21 protein-coding genes and 1 other annotated feature are annotated in these 17,664 nt (G+C 37.2%); of the genes, 19 read left to right on the forward strand and 2 right to left on the reverse strand.

Annotation, left to right across the window (positions count from 1 at the left end; genetic code table 11):
• The first annotated feature begins 289 nt into the window (after positions 1 to 289).
• The 11 genes from AC6R0T_RS00180 to AC6R0T_RS00230 all read left to right on the forward strand — a co-directional run bounded on the left by AC6R0T_RS00180 (position 290) and on the right by AC6R0T_RS00230 (position 6,854).
• The gene (locus tag AC6R0T_RS00180) at positions 290 to 1,183 is read left to right on the forward strand and encodes an AraC family transcriptional regulator (protein WP_303753680.1); all 894 of its coding nucleotides are present in this window, start codon (positions 290 to 292) and stop codon (positions 1,181 to 1,183) included.
• A 182-nt stretch (positions 1,184 to 1,365) separates the two neighbouring features.
• On the forward strand, positions 1,366 to 1,863 hold the full coding sequence (locus tag AC6R0T_RS00185; protein WP_303753681.1) for a GyrI-like domain-containing protein: 498 nt from the start codon (positions 1,366 to 1,368) through the stop codon (positions 1,861 to 1,863).
• 122 nt (positions 1,864 to 1,985) lie between these two features.
• Positions 1,986 to 2,120 (forward strand): hypothetical protein, encoded by a 135-nt coding sequence (locus AC6R0T_RS00190; protein ID WP_303753682.1) that lies wholly within the window; start codon positions 1,986 to 1,988, stop codon positions 2,118 to 2,120.
• Positions 2,121 to 2,441 carry a hypothetical protein gene (locus AC6R0T_RS00195; protein WP_303753683.1) on the forward strand — a complete coding sequence of 107 codons (321 nt, stop codon included), beginning with the start codon at positions 2,121 to 2,123 and terminating at the stop codon, positions 2,439 to 2,441.
• A 479-nt stretch (positions 2,442 to 2,920) separates the two neighbouring features.
• The gene (locus tag AC6R0T_RS00200) at positions 2,921 to 3,481 is read left to right on the forward strand and encodes a YdeI/OmpD-associated family protein (protein ID WP_303753684.1); all 561 of its coding nucleotides are present in this window, start codon (positions 2,921 to 2,923) and stop codon (positions 3,479 to 3,481) included.
• A gap of 54 nt (positions 3,482 to 3,535) precedes the next feature.
• Positions 3,536 to 3,916 (forward strand): hypothetical protein, encoded by a 381-nt coding sequence (locus AC6R0T_RS00205; RefSeq protein ID WP_526159509.1) that lies wholly within the window; start codon positions 3,536 to 3,538, stop codon positions 3,914 to 3,916.
• Positions 3,917 to 3,991: 75 nt separating this feature from the next.
• Entirely contained in the window at positions 3,992 to 4,339 is a 348-nt protein-coding gene (locus AC6R0T_RS00210) for a hypothetical protein (protein ID WP_230709773.1), read from the forward strand.
• 455 nt (positions 4,340 to 4,794) lie between these two features.
• A complete protein-coding gene (locus AC6R0T_RS00215) occupies positions 4,795 to 5,337 on the forward strand; it encodes a helix-turn-helix domain-containing protein (RefSeq protein ID WP_303753686.1) in 543 nt (180 codons plus the stop codon).
• A gap of 29 nt (positions 5,338 to 5,366) precedes the next feature.
• Positions 5,367 to 5,987 (forward strand): class I SAM-dependent methyltransferase, encoded by a 621-nt coding sequence (locus tag AC6R0T_RS00220; RefSeq protein ID WP_303753687.1) that lies wholly within the window; start codon positions 5,367 to 5,369, stop codon positions 5,985 to 5,987.
• Positions 5,988 to 6,012: 25 nt separating this feature from the next.
• On the forward strand, positions 6,013 to 6,159 hold the full coding sequence (locus tag AC6R0T_RS00225) for a hypothetical protein (protein ID WP_526159512.1): 147 nt from the start codon (positions 6,013 to 6,015) through the stop codon (positions 6,157 to 6,159).
• 191 nt (positions 6,160 to 6,350) lie between these two features.
• Positions 6,351 to 6,854, forward strand: a complete 504-nt coding sequence (locus tag AC6R0T_RS00230; RefSeq protein WP_303753689.1) for a cysteine hydrolase family protein — start codon at positions 6,351 to 6,353, stop codon at positions 6,852 to 6,854.
• A gap of 73 nt (positions 6,855 to 6,927) precedes the next feature.
• Here AC6R0T_RS00230 and AC6R0T_RS00235 read toward each other — a convergent pair whose 3' ends face one another.
• Positions 6,928 to 7,089, reverse strand: a complete 162-nt coding sequence (locus AC6R0T_RS00235) for a hypothetical protein (RefSeq protein ID WP_206902970.1) — start codon at positions 7,087 to 7,089, stop codon at positions 6,928 to 6,930.
• A 174-nt stretch (positions 7,090 to 7,263) separates the two neighbouring features.
• On the opposite strand from AC6R0T_RS00235, the gene AC6R0T_RS00240 reads away from it, so the two are divergent.
• The 5 genes from AC6R0T_RS00240 to AC6R0T_RS00260 all read left to right on the forward strand — a co-directional run bounded on the left by AC6R0T_RS00240 (position 7,264) and on the right by AC6R0T_RS00260 (position 13,645).
• The gene (locus AC6R0T_RS00240) at positions 7,264 to 7,506 is read left to right on the forward strand and encodes an AbrB/MazE/SpoVT family DNA-binding domain-containing protein (protein ID WP_206902971.1); all 243 of its coding nucleotides are present in this window, start codon (positions 7,264 to 7,266) and stop codon (positions 7,504 to 7,506) included.
• Positions 7,503 to 7,910, forward strand: a complete 408-nt coding sequence (locus tag AC6R0T_RS00245; RefSeq protein WP_303753690.1) for a type II toxin-antitoxin system death-on-curing family toxin — start codon at positions 7,503 to 7,505, stop codon at positions 7,908 to 7,910. The genes AC6R0T_RS00240 and AC6R0T_RS00245 overlap by 4 nt, the downstream gene beginning before the upstream one ends.
• Positions 7,911 to 8,402: 492 nt before the next feature.
• Positions 8,403 to 8,636, forward strand: a binding site (T-box leader).
• A 124-nt stretch (positions 8,637 to 8,760) separates the two neighbouring features.
• On the forward strand, positions 8,761 to 10,410 hold the full coding sequence (locus AC6R0T_RS00250; protein ID WP_282461864.1) for a peptide ABC transporter substrate-binding protein: 1,650 nt from the start codon (positions 8,761 to 8,763) through the stop codon (positions 10,408 to 10,410).
• Between the two features lie 11 nt (positions 10,411 to 10,421).
• Positions 10,422 to 11,645, forward strand: a complete 1,224-nt coding sequence (pepT, locus tag AC6R0T_RS00255; RefSeq protein WP_303753691.1) for a peptidase T — start codon at positions 10,422 to 10,424, stop codon at positions 11,643 to 11,645.
• Between the two features lie 332 nt (positions 11,646 to 11,977).
• Positions 11,978 to 13,645, forward strand: a complete 1,668-nt coding sequence (locus AC6R0T_RS00260) for a peptide ABC transporter substrate-binding protein (protein ID WP_230709931.1) — start codon at positions 11,978 to 11,980, stop codon at positions 13,643 to 13,645.
• 120 nt (positions 13,646 to 13,765) lie between these two features.
• Here AC6R0T_RS00260 and AC6R0T_RS00265 read toward each other — a convergent pair whose 3' ends face one another.
• Positions 13,766 to 14,107 carry a DUF3899 domain-containing protein gene (locus AC6R0T_RS00265; RefSeq protein ID WP_303753692.1) on the reverse strand — a complete coding sequence of 114 codons (342 nt, stop codon included), beginning with the start codon at positions 14,105 to 14,107 and terminating at the stop codon, positions 13,766 to 13,768.
• A gap of 523 nt (positions 14,108 to 14,630) precedes the next feature.
• On the opposite strand from AC6R0T_RS00265, the gene opp3b reads away from it, so the two are divergent.
• The 3 genes from opp3b to AC6R0T_RS00280 are packed head-to-tail and all read left to right on the forward strand — an operon-like array spanning position 14,631 to position 17,661.
• Positions 14,631 to 15,572, forward strand: a complete 942-nt coding sequence (gene opp3b, locus AC6R0T_RS00270; protein WP_206902977.1) for an oligopeptide ABC transporter permease — start codon at positions 14,631 to 14,633, stop codon at positions 15,570 to 15,572.
• Complete coding sequence (locus tag AC6R0T_RS00275) at positions 15,572 to 16,615, forward strand: ABC transporter permease (protein ID WP_282461862.1); 1,044 nt, start codon at positions 15,572 to 15,574, stop codon at positions 16,613 to 16,615. Before opp3b ends, AC6R0T_RS00275 begins: the two co-directional genes overlap by 1 nt.
• 2 nt (positions 16,616 to 16,617) lie before the next feature.
• Positions 16,618 to 17,661 (forward strand): ABC transporter ATP-binding protein, encoded by a 1,044-nt coding sequence (locus tag AC6R0T_RS00280; protein ID WP_206903067.1) that lies wholly within the window; start codon positions 16,618 to 16,620, stop codon positions 17,659 to 17,661.
• The last annotated feature ends 3 nt before the right edge of the window (positions 17,662 to 17,664 follow it).

The raw sequence follows: 17,664 nt of genomic DNA on the forward strand, positions 1-17,664 counted from the left end.
ATTTTACGTCATTAATAGTGGGAAAACGCCTTTGTTTTTATTTACGAACAAGCTAAAAGGTGTTTTTTTGCTGTTAAAGGCTTGTTCCTTTTTTGTATATTACAAGTGATAGGCAGTAAATAAAATGAAATTAGATGATAGCCAATTGAAAACAGTAAGAAAAATTAATATTATGTAATAGATAATTCTTTTTTGTTAGTACTTAAATAACTGCTGATGATAAGCTGAACAAAAAAGTTAATTTGATGTGTCCAAATTTTAAAAAATCTAGAATTAAATGGAGATTTATATGACCACAGATATTAAACGCTTTTCGGCAACCTTAGATTTTATCGAAAACCATCTTTTTGAAGATATATCCCTTAAATTATTAGCAAAGCAAGCCTTGCTATCAGAGTATACTTTTCATCGCTTTTTTACCTATCTGACTGGCCATTCCTTTTCAAATTATGTGCGTAATCGGCGCTTATCAGAAGCGGTAGAACTTTTACGAGCAGAGTATAGCATTGATGAAGTTGCCGACATGTGTGGTTATGCGAATCGTTCCGCATTTAATAGAGCATTTTCCAAATTTCATAATATAACGCCAAGTCAGGTTAATAATCCGTGTGTTTCCATCAATTATTTTCCCCCAATTCGCTTCGAATTTAATATCGATGGTGGAACTGTAATGCCTCATAGAATTGAGAAGTTACCAGAATTTCGTATTGTGGGAAAGATGAAAGAGGTCTCGCTGGATGATAAACTACTAGAAAATACATATACACAATGGATGTCTTTTTTTGGGGATCCAAGAATGAAGACACTTGAAGAGAGCAAAGTAATAAGAAAAGGTTTCTTTGGTGTAAACAGAGCACCCTATTTCGCCGTTGCTAATCCGAGTCTACCTAATTCAAATTATTTAAACTATTTCACAGGGTTTGTACTAGATGGCAACAGTCAATCCAGCGAGGATTTATCTTTCACGATTCCTGAACAAACCTATGTCGTTTTCTCAAGTGAAGCGTATGACGTCAATAATTTAGAAAAAGTTCCGACTATTTATGATGATCTACATAGAAGAATATATAATACTTGGTTTCCCCAGACGAAATATGAGAAATGTGAAGGACCAGAATTGGAAACCTATAATGCAATGGGCAAAAATGCTTGTCTTGAGATTTGGATTCCGATAAAAAATTGAATTTTCAAGAATTAAGTATCGGATGTTCTTGAGTAAATCGTTAGTTTGAGGTCATAAATAGGAGGCCCATTTTGTGGGACACATATGCTACTCCCTATAGTTTCTTTACCTTTTTTTCTTCAAGAAATGGTAAAAGGAAATGAAAAAAGTTTGCTATCATAAATTTATGAGGAGGAGTATATATGGAACATAGAATTGTAGAATTAGATAATTATAAGTTAGTGGGCTTTAAAAAGGAATCGACAAATGAGAATCAACAAGGAATGAAAGACTTGCCTGCTTTTTGGAATGAGATTTTGTCATCCGATAGTCAAGCATCACTATTACCATTAATCAATCGTGAGCCTTTTGGTTTGATTGGCGCAAGTTTTTACAACGTGGATGAAGTAGATTCAAAAAGATTTGACTATTATATCGGTGTAGCCACAACAGGAAAAACACCTGAAGGCATGGAAGAAATTGAAGTTCCTGCTAACATTTGGGCAGTCTTTCCTTGTACACGAGCGACAAATCACCAGACACAGTACAATATTGTAACGAAATGGGCACCAAACTCAGAGGAATATGCGTTGTTAAATACGGGCTATATGACGGGAGATATGGTATCTGGCGGTCCGGATATTGAAGTTTTTGGTCAAGGCGATGAAGTAGAGATCTGGGTGCCGGTTAAGAAAAAATAAATTTGTAGACAAAATCCATTTTAAAGAACAGCATTGAATATGAACTTATGTTTATTCAATACTGTTCTTTTTGGTATAGCAATGATATAACTTAGCAAATTAGAAATTTTAGGAGTAAAGCTATGCGGGATATTAGAGATTTAGTAAATGGACTTACTAATAAAAATAATAAACATGCTTATAAATGCTTGCATGAATTGCAATCACTTAGCAAACAAAATAATGAAATCTATAAATACTTTGATGAATTTTTATAAATGCTTAATAGTACCAATTCCTATATAAGAACAAGGGGATTCCTGCTAATTTCAGCAAGTGCAGAATGGGATGAAGACTGCAAAATTGATGAAATAATTGATAATTATTTGAAGCATATAAAGGATATCAAACCGGTTATTGCAAGGCAATGTATAAAGGCGCTACCTAACCTTGCCAAATATAAACCTGAATTAAGAGAGGATATTATCAAAACGCTAAACAAAGTAGATGTTTCTATATATGCCGAGAGTATGCAATCATTGGTACACAAAGATGTCAGGGAAGCATTGGCTGAGATTGATGACAAAAGTAGTTTATAAATTCATATGTAATGACCAAGCAATAAAATCCCAGACAATTAAATTGATCCGGGGTTTTGCATATTAATTCATATAATGAATGAAGAAAATGTGATAAAGATACTTTATCTACACTCTGAGTTACTTTTATAGTAACTTTGTGATAAGCAGTAATGTAGTTTATAGCAGGGCATAACTGTAAAACTCGGCTATAAAGCATTGAAGAAGCAATTATAGCGTTTAGGCGATAAAAGACGGCAAACAAGGAGATTTTCTTTGTAGGTCGTTTTTTTAGTTTAATATACTTGTACTAAAAACAGGAATTCGGCTTTTTTGCTATTTTTACATGGAGAACTTTGCTTAACAAGTTGCATAAAGACGTGCGCCGAATAGTTAGGGGCAAAGTAGGATCTCACTAACGTTTGTCAGCCTTCCTCAGGTATAATTTATGTAGAGCTTATTTCTAGTTTATTATGTGAAAAGAGAATGAAGGTGACGATATGGACAGAAAATTGACGTTTTCTAAGCGTGAAGATTTTCGGCAGTGGTTGGTAGAAAATTGTGAAACAAGTGAGGGTGTTTGGCTACTATTTGGCAAAAAAGGAGGTCTTCAGACACTAAAAGCGGCAGAAGCTTTAAAAGAGGCACTTTGTTATGGCTGGATTGATGGGAAAATGCAAAAAATCAATGAAACAACCTACAAAAAATATTTTAGTCAACGTAGAAGAAACAGCAAATGGTCTGAAAAGAATAAAAAGTTGGTTCAAAGATTGGAAGAACGAGCATTGATGACAGACTTTGGACGCCAAAAAATTTCTGAAGCAAAAGAAAATGGGCAATGGGATCTTGAACAGCCAACAGGGATAACAGCCGATCAGGTAGTAGAACTTACTGAAACTCTCGTTAAATATGAACCAGCCTATACAAATTTTTGTAAGATGTCGCCATCGGTAAAAAAAACTTACGCGCGTGCTTACTTTGATGCAAAAACAACAAAAGGACAACAAAGTCGCCTTACCTGGATGGTGAACCGACTAAATAAGAATTTAAAGCCGATGTAACGGTTTGAAAAGAAAGGGGAAAAAATGAAACAGTTGCTGATTTTTGATTTTGCTATGGCGATTTTTGGTGCCGTTGGTGCCGTTGCCGCTTTAGTACCTGGTGGTGCAAAAAGTATGGGGGTAAGTACTGATTTATTGGTTCATGCTCCCTTTGATACTTTTTTGATCCCGGGAATTTTTTTGTTGCTCGTGATTTTTGGCGGGAATTTTATAAGTGGCGTTTTACTTAGTAAAAAACGGAATATAGGTGCTTATTTGTCCGCTTTTATGGGATTTATCACAGGAATTTGGATCATAGCGCAGTGGCTTTTGATGGCAGCGGTTTTCCCGATTCAGCTTATTTTTATGCTGATCAGCTTTTTGCAGTTTATACTCTCAGTTTGGTTGATTCAAAAGCACAAATTGCCATTCCCCTTTGCTGCGTATCAGCATTGAATCTTGTCAGCAGTAATAAATCGACAGAAGGCTTGCTACTAAAAGAGAAAAGAAATTACTAGGAGGTGTTTTAGTTTGAATGAACAAATTTTGAACCAACCGTTAGAAGGGCTATGCGGACAAACATGTATTGCTTTATTGGCGGACACAACTGTTCAAGCGGTCGTAAGTAAAACCAAATGCGGTAAAAATAAAATGACTGGGCATAAATTATTTACAGCTCTAGATCAATATCATATTTCCCACGCCGAAAAAATGAAATACACCCGGGGAAAAACAGTAGTGTTGCCTAAACGTTGTTTACTTAGCGAGAAGGGACATTTCTTACTCTATGTGGATGGTTTGTTTTATGACAACATCAAAGGAGTGTTTTCCGAATATGATTATACAAAATTGACAGCTTATCTGGATTTAACGCTTTAAGCTATTAGTTGATTAAAGTTAAGAAGTTTATGCCAAAAATTTTGCCCTTAAATTTCGTGAGAAAAGCAAATTCATTATTTCACGTTTTCCTAATGTCGCTAAAATTGGGAACCACTACAATAGAAAAATTTAAAAGCGTGAAACATAATTTTTCTGACGAAACAATTGTTTATTCAAAACGAGACAAAATTTGACGGGCTGAAAAATGGGTGCCGTTCCAAAGTTTTGCTCTTTATTTTTATCAGATTTACTAGGACCATTCCAGTTTAAATAGAAAATAAATAAGGAGTAGAAGTGTGTTAAAGTATAGAATTTAAATTATTTTTTTTACTTAACACTCTTTAAAAAACCCGATATCAATAGGTTGCTACGAATAAGTTACAGTAAAATCATGAGAAGTTCTTTACTTGGAAAATTGATTCCGGTTACAGTGAAATTAGAAGGAGGGCACAGAGATGACGTCTGTTGGATCAAATATTAGGCACTACCGCCAGCTGCATCATTTGAGTCAAAATGATTTGGCAAATGAATTGCATATTAGCCGCCAAACGATTTCCAAGTGGGAACGCGGTATCAGCCAACCAACGATTGAGTATTTGTTGGGACTGTCTGAATTCTTCCAAATTACAATTGATGAATTGATCAAAGCTGAGCCAGAATTAATCAAAGAGGAGGAAACACTCATGAAAAAAGCAGTATTTCTTGTTAGTAGCTATACCGCATCTGGTGATAGTCAATGGGGAAAAGAAGCAAAAGATTATGGTACTAGAAACTTTCTTGCCAATCTTAGCCAAATGTATCCCATGTATGAATGGCGCGCAGCTAAACCAAGTGAACTGGCCGCTATTTTGGCAGAAGAAAAAATTGGCATGATCATGCTGGCACCGACCGTTACACCGAAAATAAAAGAAGTTGAAACACAATATCCCGGGAAAATGAAGATTATTGCTCCTGGGGAATACGCTAAAATTTCCATGAATTTTATTTTGGAAAGATAGCGTGATAGGTTGTGAATAAGGAGTTAAAAATGAATTATTTTGAGAAAAATAAGCAAGCCTGGGAAGAGGCTTTTGAACACCGCCACGAAAATTGGGGCGAAGATAATTATCGTCGTTTATTGAAAGAAGAGTTCCCATTTTTTGATGAGAACGTCGCCAATGAATTGAAAAAAATTAATTTTAAAGAAAAAAAGATTGCCCAATTCTGCTGTAATAATGGGCGGGAATTGCTGTCTTTAATGTCTTTGGGTGCAAAGTCTGGTGTTGGCTTTGATATTGCTGATAATATTTTAGCTCAGGCAAAAAACACGGCTGAAAAAGCGAATATTAAAAACTGTGAGTTTGTAACAGGGAATATTCTCGACATCTCACGTGCTTACCATGGACAATTTGATTTCATCTTTTTTACGATTGGGGCAATTACTTGGTTTGAAGATTTAGAAGTCCTTTTTAAGAAAGTCACAGCTTGTTTAAAAGCTGATGGTGTACTGCTTATCCACGATTTTCATCCCTTTATGAACATGCTTGCTTTGCCAGGAGAAGAAGATTTTAATGAGGAGATAAAACAGGTGAGCTATTCTTACTTTAGAGCAGAACCTTGGATTGAGACTGAGGGCATGGGCTTATATGTCAGAAAACTATTCCTCTAAAGAATTTATCAGTTTCTCTCATACCATGGCAGCAATTGTAACGAGCCTGGCAAAAAACAACTTGAAAATAACAAAATTAGAAGAATTTGATTACGATGTTGGCTTGACTGATGTCTATGATAAACAAGGTTTTCCTTTATCATTTTTAGTAACCGCCCAAAAAATTTCGTGAGATAGTTTATGAGTGATGGGACAATTCATTATTTTAAATAACGTTGTTTTCAAACGCGTAGATGATAGTCCGCACTGGTTTGAAAATTGTCTAAATCCGATCCCAGCATGAATTTTCACAGGGAAAAAAGGGGGCGAAAAATTGTCAAAAAATACAATTCAGCGTAGGATAATCAAAAAAGGGGTGGGACAGTGGAACAAGTAAGTGATGCATTATTAATCATTGATTTACAAAATGGTGTTTGTCACCAAGAAAATACGACCATTCATCAGCTAGAAAAGTTGGTTGCAACAGTAAATAAGCGCATTGCTTTATACAATCAGGCCAAATTACCAATTATTTTTGTACAACACAATGACAACGAACTGCGCAAAAATTCTTTTGCTTGGGAAATCTTGCCAGCAATACAAACGGATAAGGGTGATTATTTTGTTAATAAAACCCATGCCAATTCTTTTTATCAGACCAATTTGCAGACAATACTTACTAAAAATAACGTTAACCAAATAGAAATTTGTGGTGCACAAACGGAGTATTGCATCGATGCAACAATCAAGTTTGCCCACGGACTAGGTTATGATTTGCGGATGCAAAAAAACATGTCTACCACCTATGACAATGAATTTATGACCGCGACACAGACAATCAAATTTTACGAGAAAATTTGGGATAGACGGTTTTTGACGTTTATTTGAGTTGGAGAAGGTTTTCGCCTCACTGGAATCAAATAGCGAAGAAATTACATTAAACCATAACGCGTGGAAAAATTCAGAACCACATCACATCATCATTTACAAAAGTAGTAAGTGGTGAAGTCGCTTGTGTTCGTTTTCCAATGCCATTAAAGAAAGAATATCGAAAAGTAAATTGGGCATTACTTGGCCATGGCAATTCGTTGGGAATTGGATAAAGCAAAACACGGTGATACATATCGTCAAGTTATGTTGAAATCAGCCAAACCAAATCCAATTGCTCGTGTTACCATTTCAATTATTAGGTGGTCAGCGCTAGGTGGCAGGTGCTTTTCGCTCTTTCTTGCATCCTTCTCTAGTAGCGTATATACTGTATCTACAGGATATACAAAATTAAAAAGGGGTGAAAACTATGGCGATAACAGAAAGGAAGCTTCGCAAAGTGGGGAACTCAACTGTTGTAACGCTGTCTAAAGATTTTTTAGATAGTATGGGTATGTCTGAATCTGATACTGTCATCATTGATGAAGAGAAACTAAAGGAAGCAATGGTGAAAAAAGTGGAAAAAGATGAAGATCAATTACTAGTGGAGATGTCTATGGCTAAAATGTCTAAGCAATATGAAGAAACGTTTAAAGCTTTGGTGACAAAATGAAGTATTTAACTGGCAAGCAGATTAGCATGATGAATGCTTTTCAAATAGCTGAATATTCTCCTGGCGAAACAGTTGGAATAAGAGATATTAACGCTATTGAAATGGCGGTCAATCAGCCAAAACAAGTCGTTTTCGGAAAAGAGTTATATTCGACGATTGAAGAAAAGGGTGCTATTCTTGCAATTAACATTATCAAAAAGCATCCGTTTCATAACGCAAACAAACGAACAGGGACTTTTGCATTGCTTGTTTTTTTAGATTTAAATGGCTACGATTTTGTTATGGATAAACAAGAGCTAACGAAGTTGGTCGTTCATATTGCTATTTACGAAGGAGAATTTGACGACCTAAAGACTGAAGTATCTAACATCATTAAAAGCGCAATGGTAAAACGTGCAGACTAATAACAATATAAAATCTATCACTTGTGGATAGGTTTTTTTCTTATATTTGTTGATAGTCACGCTTTGTCGTTAACTATATTTCGCCTAAGAGTATTAGATTGTTACAGACACAGATAGGGAGGCTAACTTTCTATAGCTGTAATGAGGATTTGGGGTTTAGTTATTTTTATAGGAGATAAAATGAATGTGTAGCAAATAATTTCTCGTACGTGTATTCAGCCAAAAATTTTTGGAATTTATCCAGCTTTAATCAAATTGCTAGAGTCATTAGATGCAGTAAATTAAAATTGATAGATATGCTTAGTAAATATAGTATACCCTTCATTGTTTGAATCTTGCGACAAAAAAATGTAGAACCTGACTGTTTATTAGGCTTTGTTCCAACTTTTTTTCTGTTATTTTTATCCTTGAAATATTCCGACTTTTAAAAATTTTACAAAAAAATTGTTGACAATTGTCAAGAGGTTAAGTAAGCTAACAATCAATTAAAGAATTAATACGTTGAAGAGAAGAGTAGCTAAAAAGAGTGATCCAAGAGAGTCCGGTTGGTGGGAAAGGACATTGCGCGATTTAGTGAAGATGAGCTCTGAGTATTTCAAATGGTTTACGCTATTTGGACGGAAAAGCAATCGTTATCAATGCCGGGTATCAACAGGTACCGTTGAGATATTATTTGTGAGGATAATATGAATAAGGGTGGTAACGCGAAAAGTCTTCGTCCCTTTGTTTGTCATAGTTTGACAAACAAAGGGATGGAGATTTTTTTTTTGCTTTTGATAAGAGCTCATCACGATTTGACGGAATTTTTTGACGATTTATAGATTTAGATCAATTTGGAGGAGTTGGAAAAATGAAAGTGAAAAAGAGTATTTTGGTGGTAACAGGAATTTTGGCTGCGGTGACGTTAGCCGGGTGTAAAACTGGCGGGGCAGCTAAGGAAAGTGCTAGTTCAACAGCAAAACAAGCAATAAAACAAGAAATCAGTGTCAGTTTACCGGCGCCGTTAAGTACGTTAGATACAACGCAAACTACCGATAAAATCACATTTACTGTGGTACAGCATTTGTTTGAAGGGCTATATCGTTTTGATGATAAGAGTCAACCAGTGCCTGCTTTAGCAGAAAAAGTTGACATTAGCCCAGATGGAAAAACATATACCTTCACTTTAAGAGAAGACGCGAAGTGGAGTAATGGGGAAAAAGTAACCGCCAATGATTTTCTTTTTGCCTGGAAACGACTAGTAAATCCGAAAACAATGGGGCCAAATGCGTATTTACTGGATAATGTGGTGAACAGTCAAGCAATTCGTGAAGGTAAAAAAGCAATTGATGAAATTGGTTTAGCTGCACCGGATGAAAAGACTTTTGAAGTGAAACTAACACAAGCCCAGCCGTCATTTTTATCTGTGGTTTCCATTGGTTGGTTGGCACCGCAAAATGAAAAATTTGTCACCGACAAAAAAGATGAGTATGGCCGCACCAGTGAGGATCTTTTGTATACGGGACCTTTTGCATTAAAAGATTGGAAACAGACCGGAGATGAGTGGACCTTGGTGAAAAATGATGATTATTACGATAAAAAAGCTGTCAAATTGTCAGAGGTGCACGGTTCTACGATCAAGGAAGAAAATACCGGAATTCAGTTAGTGGACAGTGGAGAATTGGATTTACAGCGTATTAGTGGTCAATATGTGGAACAATTCAAAAATGATCCACGGTTAGTGACAGAAAAAGATGTGGCCAATCAATTTTTAGATTTTAACAAAAAAGCCAACAAAGCCTTAGGAAATGTACATGTTCGCAAAGCGATTGCCCAAGCAATTAATAAAGAACAACTGGCAAAAAATGTTTTAAATGATGGCGCCACGCCTTTAAATGGCTTGATTCCAACGGGTCTTTATAAAAATCCTCAAACAAAAGAAGATTTCCGCAAATTTAGCGGCGACTACAACACCTATGATGTAAAAGCAGCTAAAAGTGAATGGTCCAAAGCCAAAGCGGTCATTGGCGATAGCTTAACGTTGAAATTATTGGTAACCGATGATGATAACGGTGAAAAAGTTGGTGAGTATTTGCAAAGCCAGTTACAAGAAACATTGTCCGGCTTGAAAATTGTTATTAACAAACAACCAAAAGTGAATTTGAACCAATCCCGTACCGATGGAAATTACGAATTGTCGGTTTCTGGTTGGATCGCCGGTTCTAGTGAACTGGATTCCTATTTCAATTTATATAAGACGGGTTCTTCTTACAATTACGGCGGGTATGCTAACAAAACCTACACAGATTTAGTCGAAAAAGCCCGCACTACAGATGCGAATGATCCTAACGCATTTTTTAAAGATTACCAAGAAGCAGAAAAAGTATTGCTCGCAGATGATGCAGCGCAAGTACCGCTATATCAAAGTGCTTCAAATTATTTAATCAATGAAAAAGTAAAAGGTATCGTTTTTCACGCCTATGGTGATTATTTCAATTTACGGACAGCATCTGTGAAGTAAGGAGAGAAAGTATGCGTCAATTATTGGAAGATTTTTTAAGTTATGTCAAAGTGAATACCCGCTCAGATGAAAAATCCACCTTCATTCCTACTACGCCAGGTCAAATTGATCTGGCGCTGCAATTAAAAGAGCAACTGGAACAATTGGGATTAAGTAATGTTGCTTATTTTGAGAAAAATAGCTTTGTGATTGGGGCTTTAAAAGGAAATGCCGCAAAACCTGCAATTGGTTTTATTGCCCATGTGGATACGGCGGATTTTAATGCAGAAAATATTCAAGCGCAAGTTCATTACAATTACGATGGCAATGAGGTGGTTTTAAATGCAGCTCAAAATATTGTTTTGTCTCCTAGCCAGTTTCCCAATTTAAAAGACTATGTAGGCCAAACGCTAATTACGACAGATGGGACGACTCTTTTAGGTGCCGATGATAAAGCCGGGATTGCTGAAATTATGGCCGCGTTGCGAAACTTAAAAGAAGTTCCAAAAGAAAAGCGTGGGGATGTTTGGGTCGCTTTTGGGCCAGATGAAGAAATTGGTCGTGGGGCAGATAATTTTGAGGTTGCAGATTTTCCGGTGGATTTTGCCTATACAATTGACAGTGGTCGTGTTGGACATTTTGAATATGAAACGTTTAATGCTGCCAAAATTGAGATCACAATTGAAGGGACCAGTGTCCATCCTGGTACGGCGTATGGGCAATTGGTGAACGCCATCAAGATTGGGGAGACCATTGACAGTCGCCTCCCTCAAGCAGAAGTACCGGAATTAACGCAAGATTATGAAGGTTTTTATTTATTGAATAAATTTAGCGGGGATATTTCTTTAGCGCAGTTGGATTACATTATCCGGGATCATGATCAAGCCAAATTTATAGCCAGAAAAAATCAAATCGTAGCGATTATTGACGCCTTGAATGCCACCTTCACCTATCCGCGCATTACGTATCGCCTGTTTGATCAATATTACAATATGAAAGAAATCGTAGATAAAGAACCCCGGGCGGTAGACTATGCACTTTTAGCGCTGAAAAATTTAGGGATAAAACCGATTGTCACCCCATTTCGTGGTGGTACTGACGGATCGAAAATTTCGTATAAAGGAATTGCTACCCCGAATTTATTTACCGGAGGCGAAAACTTTCACGGACCATATGAATTTATCACCCTTGAAGCAATGGAAAAAGCCCGCGATACCATCGTTGAAATCGTTAAAGTAGCCGGTGAGGAAAAATAATTTAGTTATTTTTGACAGTTTTTGTTGGTTTTTGAATTCGTCAAAATATTTCACAAATAATTATTTTACTGAATTATTTTGAAGAATTATTCCCGCTTTTGGAATAGGAAAACCTGTTTTTATAATACTTTTCAAGAATTTGATTGTAAGTAATTTTCTTCACGTAAATTTCACGTCTTGTTTTTTGAATTATCAGAAAATTTATATATATTTGTTTTTTAATGAATAAAGTATTGCTTTTTTAATAATTATTGATTAAAATTTTCGTTAACTTCAGAAAATGTTTAATATTCTGAAAATTCAATACAAGACAAGGGGTAAAGGGAATGAAAATGAAGAAGACATCATTATTTGGCGTTATTGCTGTCTGCGGTGTTGTGTTATCAGCATGTGGCAGCGGTAGTGGCACAACAGATGGCAGCAGTGCTGCAGGCGGTTCTGGTAAAGAAGCGGACAAACAAGAATTTAGAGTTTCTGTCTTACAAGAAATGCCGAGTGCTGATTTATCACTTGCGACAGATACCATTAGTTTCACTGCGTTAAACAATGTCTACGAAGGAATTTATCGTTTGGACAAAGATAGCAAGCCAGTGCCAGCTGGTGCCGCTGAAGAAGCCAAAGTTAGTGAAGACGGTTTGAAATATACGATTAAATTAAGAGAAGATGCCAAATGGTCTGACGGAACACCCGTTAAGGCTTCTGATTATGTCTTTGCATGGCAACGAACAGTCGATGCCAAAACCGCATCTGAATATGCTTATTTATATGAACCCGTTGTGAATGCAGCCGATATTACTGCCGGCAAAAAAGATAAATCTGAGTTAGGCATTAAGGCTGTCAACGACTACGAATTGGAAATTACGTTAACGCGTCCAACGCCTTATATGGATTATTTATTCGCATTTCCTTCATTTTTCCCACAACCACAAAAAGTTGTTGAAAAAAATGGCGACAAATTTGCTACAAAATCAGAAAATTCTGTTTACAACGGTCCATTTGTTTTAGCCGGATTTGACGGTCCTGGTACTGATACAGAGTGGGAATACAAGAAAAACGATACTTACTGGGATAAAGATACAGTAAAATTAGACGCTGTCAAAGTCAGCGTAGTGAAAGAATCCTCCACAGGGTTGAACTTATTTAATGACGGACAAACAGACGATGCAATCTTAACCGGTGAATTGGCACAACAAAATGCCAATCAAGAAGCTTTCCAATCGGTTAAAGAAGCCCGCACTTCTTATCTAGAATTAAATCAACGAAAAGAAGATTCACCATTTATGAATGAAGATTTGCGTTTGGCAATCTCTTACGCAATTGACCGCAATGCAATCGTTAATTCTGTTTTAGGCGATGGCTCGGTTGCTTCTACTGGTTTGATTCCATCGGATATGTCTAAAAATCCAGAAACCAACGAAGATTTCACCAAAGAGGCGGGCGATTTGGTCAGCTTTGATGCGAAAAAGGCAAAAGACCACTGGGAAAAGGCTAAAAAAGCTTTAGGAAAAGATAGCTTTACCTTTGATATTGTCGCTTCTGACGATGACGGAACTAAAAAAGTTTTAGAATATTTGCAAAGCACACTCGAAGAAACATTGTCTGGTATCAAAATTAAACCAACGCCAGTACCATTTTCTGTTCGGTTAGATCGTTCAAATAACGGTGAATTCGACATGGTATTAGGTGGTTGGGGTGCTGACTACTCAGACCCATCAAGCTTTACAGATTTATTTGTTACAGGGAATTCATATAACCGCGGGCAATGGTCAAATGAAGAATACGATAAAGTTGTGAAAGAATCTAATACGACCAATGCAGGTGATCCGATGAAACGTTGGGCTAATTTGCAAGAAGCAGATAAAATTATCAGCTCAACTGCTGGAGTTATCGGCGTTTTCCAAAAAGCAGAAGGTCACATGATTAATCCGAAAGTAAAAGGTATCGTTCATCACGCTGCCGGCGCTTCATGGGATTACAAATGGACATATGTAACCGAATAATAAGTAACACTTAAGTTGCTACTCAAAACGTCATTTAAATAGTAAAAAGAGGCTGGCACTGCCAGCCTCTTGCAACTATTTTTGCTATTGGTGTAGTCATGCTTTAGAAATTAATAATTATTAAATGCTGCCAATGGCATAAAAAATGAGCGAGCAGACCAAGATGATACCGGCAATTTTTAGCCAAAAAAGATACACACCCTGGCCAACTTGTGATAAAGGCGTATAGTTAGCTTTTTTCTTTTGCTTTCTTCCTACAGCTTCATGCATGGATCGTTGAAAAGTATCGAAGAAGCCAGAGGAAAAAACCCATAACAAAATGCCAATAATCAAAAAAGGCAGTCCCAACATAAACAGAGTGTCTGATAACATGATCAGACTTAAATTCTTTTTGATCAGACCCCAGATAATAGCGATAACGAAGATAACGACGGCAATAAACGCGGGAGGATATTTTTTCATAATGGACTCCTTGTTGGTTTTTGTAGCTTTTATACAGGGCAAGTTTTTTAGCTAAAAACTAGCGCTAAACAAGTTTCAAAAGCTTTTCCAATGTCTAGCTTTTCAAACTAACTCTCGGCGACAATAAGCAGAAAATTCGAGAAATTTGAAGAACAATTTATCAAATTTTTGTCTTATTGCTTGAGCGCTAACCAAGTTTCAAAAGCTTTTTCAATGTCTAGCTTTTCAAACTGGCACTCTAAGAAATAAGACAAAATTTTCAAAAATTTGAAGAACAATTTTCGAAAATTCCGTACTTATTTTTTGAGCGCCAACCAAGTTTCAAAAGCTTTTCTTTTACTTTATCGAATCCATTTGGCAAAGTCAAAAGAGTTTTTTTTAGCACCATTTACTTCTTAAGGTAGGGAACTTGTTTTAAAAAACAGAAGATTTCCCACCTGCAAAAAATTTTCACTTCATGTGCAGTTGATGCATTTTTTGTTCTTGTTGCATATTCTCAATTTTATTTAGGAGGAGAAATAATTTGAATGACTTTCTCAAATATTTTCTAAAACGGCTATTTTTTATGCTGGTAACCTTGTGGCTGATTGCTACGATTACATTCTTTTTATCAAAAATGTTACCAGGAACGCCTTATACCAATGCAGAACGTTTAAGCCCAGACCAAATTGCGTTGTTAAATAAGCAAATGGGTTTGGATAAGCCGGTTATCGTGCAATATGGAACGTATCTGAAAAACTTACTTCAAGGTGATTTTGGAATTTCCTTCCAGTTTAAAAACCAACCAGTTGCAGCCTTACTGGCTGGTCGCGTGGGACCTTCCTTACAATTAGGGATGCAGGCGATTTTACTGGGGACTTTCGTAGGGATTATTTTAGGGACGATTTCAGCCATGAAACAAAATACATGGGTGGATACGTTAGCGACTTTAATTGCGATTTTGGGTCGTTCGATTCCAAACTTTGTCTTCGCCGTTTTACTGCAATATGTTTTTGCGATTAAATTGCACATTTTGCCGATTGCTAAGTGGGAAGGTTTTGCCTATACGATTTTACCAACGATTGCGCTGGCAATGTCGCCTTTAGCCGATTCGGCACGTTTTATTCGAACAGAAATGGTGGAAGTTATGCACAGTGATTACGTGGAACTAGCTCGAGCTAAAGGATTAAGCCGTTGGGAAATCGCCTTTAAACACGGCTTGCGTAATAGCTTGATTCCCTTGATGACATTACTCGGACCTTTAGCAGTTGCTTTAATGACTGGTTCTTTAGTAGTAGAAAATATTTTTGCGATCCCTGGTATTGGGGAGCAATTTGTAAAATCAATTACCACCAACGACTATCCAACCATTATGGCGGTAACCGTCTTGTACTCGGCAATGTTGATTATTGTCATTTTAGTGGTTGACTTATTATACGGCATCGTTGATCCACGAATCCGCGTGTCAGGAGGGAGCAAAGGCTAATGGAAAATGCAAAACCAAAATATGATACTATTGCCAAAATCCCAGCGTCAGAATTTGAGCTGTACCACGGTAGTACCATTAAAGAACGGGAAATGATTGCCGCTCCGTCTTTGACTTTCTTACAAGATTCTTGGCGGCGCCTTCGAAAAAATAAAGCAGCGGTCGTATGTATGGCGATACTACTCGTAATTATTGTGATTTCGATTATTTCAATTTTCTTTTCACCCCATAATCCCACGAAGCAAAATGTTGCTTATATGAATTTGCCACCACGAATTCCTGGGATTGATATTAATGGCTTAAACGGAAAAGCAATGGTTGGCGGACAATTAGTCGATAAATATGCCGCAGCGAATGTACCGGATAATTTGAATTATTATTTTGGGACTGACGGATTGGGCCGTGATGTTTTGAGCCGTCTTTTGATGGGAACGCGGGTCTCTTTATTGATCGCCTTTATCGCGGCGATGTTCGACATTATTTTTGGTGTTACTTACGGATTAATCTCTGGTTTAAAAGGCGGTACAGTGGATACGTTAATGCAACGTATTTTGGAAATTCTTTCTGGTATTCCAAACCTAGTTGTCATGATTTTAATGTTGGTCGTTTTTGAACCGGGTATTCCATCGATTATTGCTGCCATGGCCATCACTAACTGGATTCCAATGGCTCGGATCGTTCGGGCACAGACGCTGAAATTAAAAGACCAAGAATTTGTGTTGGCTGCCCAAACTTTAGGGGAAAGTAATTTCAAAATAGCCTTTAAACATATTTTGCCCAACATCTCCAGCGTGATTATTGTCCAGATGATGTTCAGTATTCCAACGGCGATTTTCTTTGAAGCCTTCTTGAGTTTTATCGGTTTAGGTTTAACACCGCCGAATGCTTCACTGGGTACAATGTTAAGTGACGGGTATAAAACCTTCCAATATCTGCCTTACCTATTGTGGGTACCAGCAGTTACGTTATCTGTCATTATGATTGCCTTCAACTTACTAGCTGATGGTCTTCGTGATGCCTTTGATCCGAAAATGAAAGAGTGATGATGATGCCAGAAAAAGTATTAGAAGTTAAAGATTTGGAAATCTCCTTTGATACTTATGCGGGAACAGTCCGCGCAATCCGCAATGTTAGTTTTGACCTTTATAAAGGAGAGACTTTGGCGATTGTAGGGGAGTCAGGTTCCGGTAAATCGGTAACTACTCGCAGTATCATGGGACTTTTAGCCAGTAACGCCAATATTGATAAGGGTGAAATTATTTTTAAAAATTCCGATATTGTCAAAAAATCGGAAAAAGAAATGCAGAAGATTCGAGGTAAGGAAATTGCGATGATTTTCCAAGATCCCATGACCTCTTTAGATCCAACCATGCCAATTGGCAAACAAGTTGCGGAGTCTTTGATTATTCACAACAAAGTGTCTAAAAAAGAGGCCTTAGCTTCCGCGTTGGAATTATTAAACTTAGTTGGTATTCCCAATGCCGAAAAACGATTGAAAAACTATCCCCACCAATTTTCCGGTGGACAACGGCAACGGATCGTAATTGCCATTGCGCTTATTTGCTACCCGGAAGTTCTGATTGCTGATGAACCAACGACCGCTTTGGATGTAACAATTCAAGCCCAAATTTTAGAGTTGATGAAAGATATTCAGAAAAAAATTAATACGTCGATTATTTTTATCACCCATGACTTAGGTGTTGTGGCAAACGTGGCTGATCGGGTGGCAGTCATGTATGGGGGCAGAATTATCGAAGTTGGAACGGCAGAAGAAATTTTTTACAACCCGCAACATCCGTATACATGGGGGCTGTTAGGTTCAATGCCGACTTTAGAAGGGGGCGAAGAACGCCTATATGCTATTCCAGGTTCGCCACCAGATTTGCTGCAACCACCAAAAGGGGACGCTTTTTATCCTCGTAATGAATTTGCTTTAAAAATCGATACCGAGCAAGCACCACCATATTTTGACGTCTCTAAAACCCACAAAGCGGCAACGTGGCTCTTAGCACCACAAGCCCCTAAAGTAACCCCACCGGCCGAAATTGTTCGTCGTTGGGAAATTTTCAAAGAAAAACAAGAAGCCTAAGGA

The sequence above is a fragment of the Enterococcus sp. S86.2 genome, assembly GCF_059834485.2.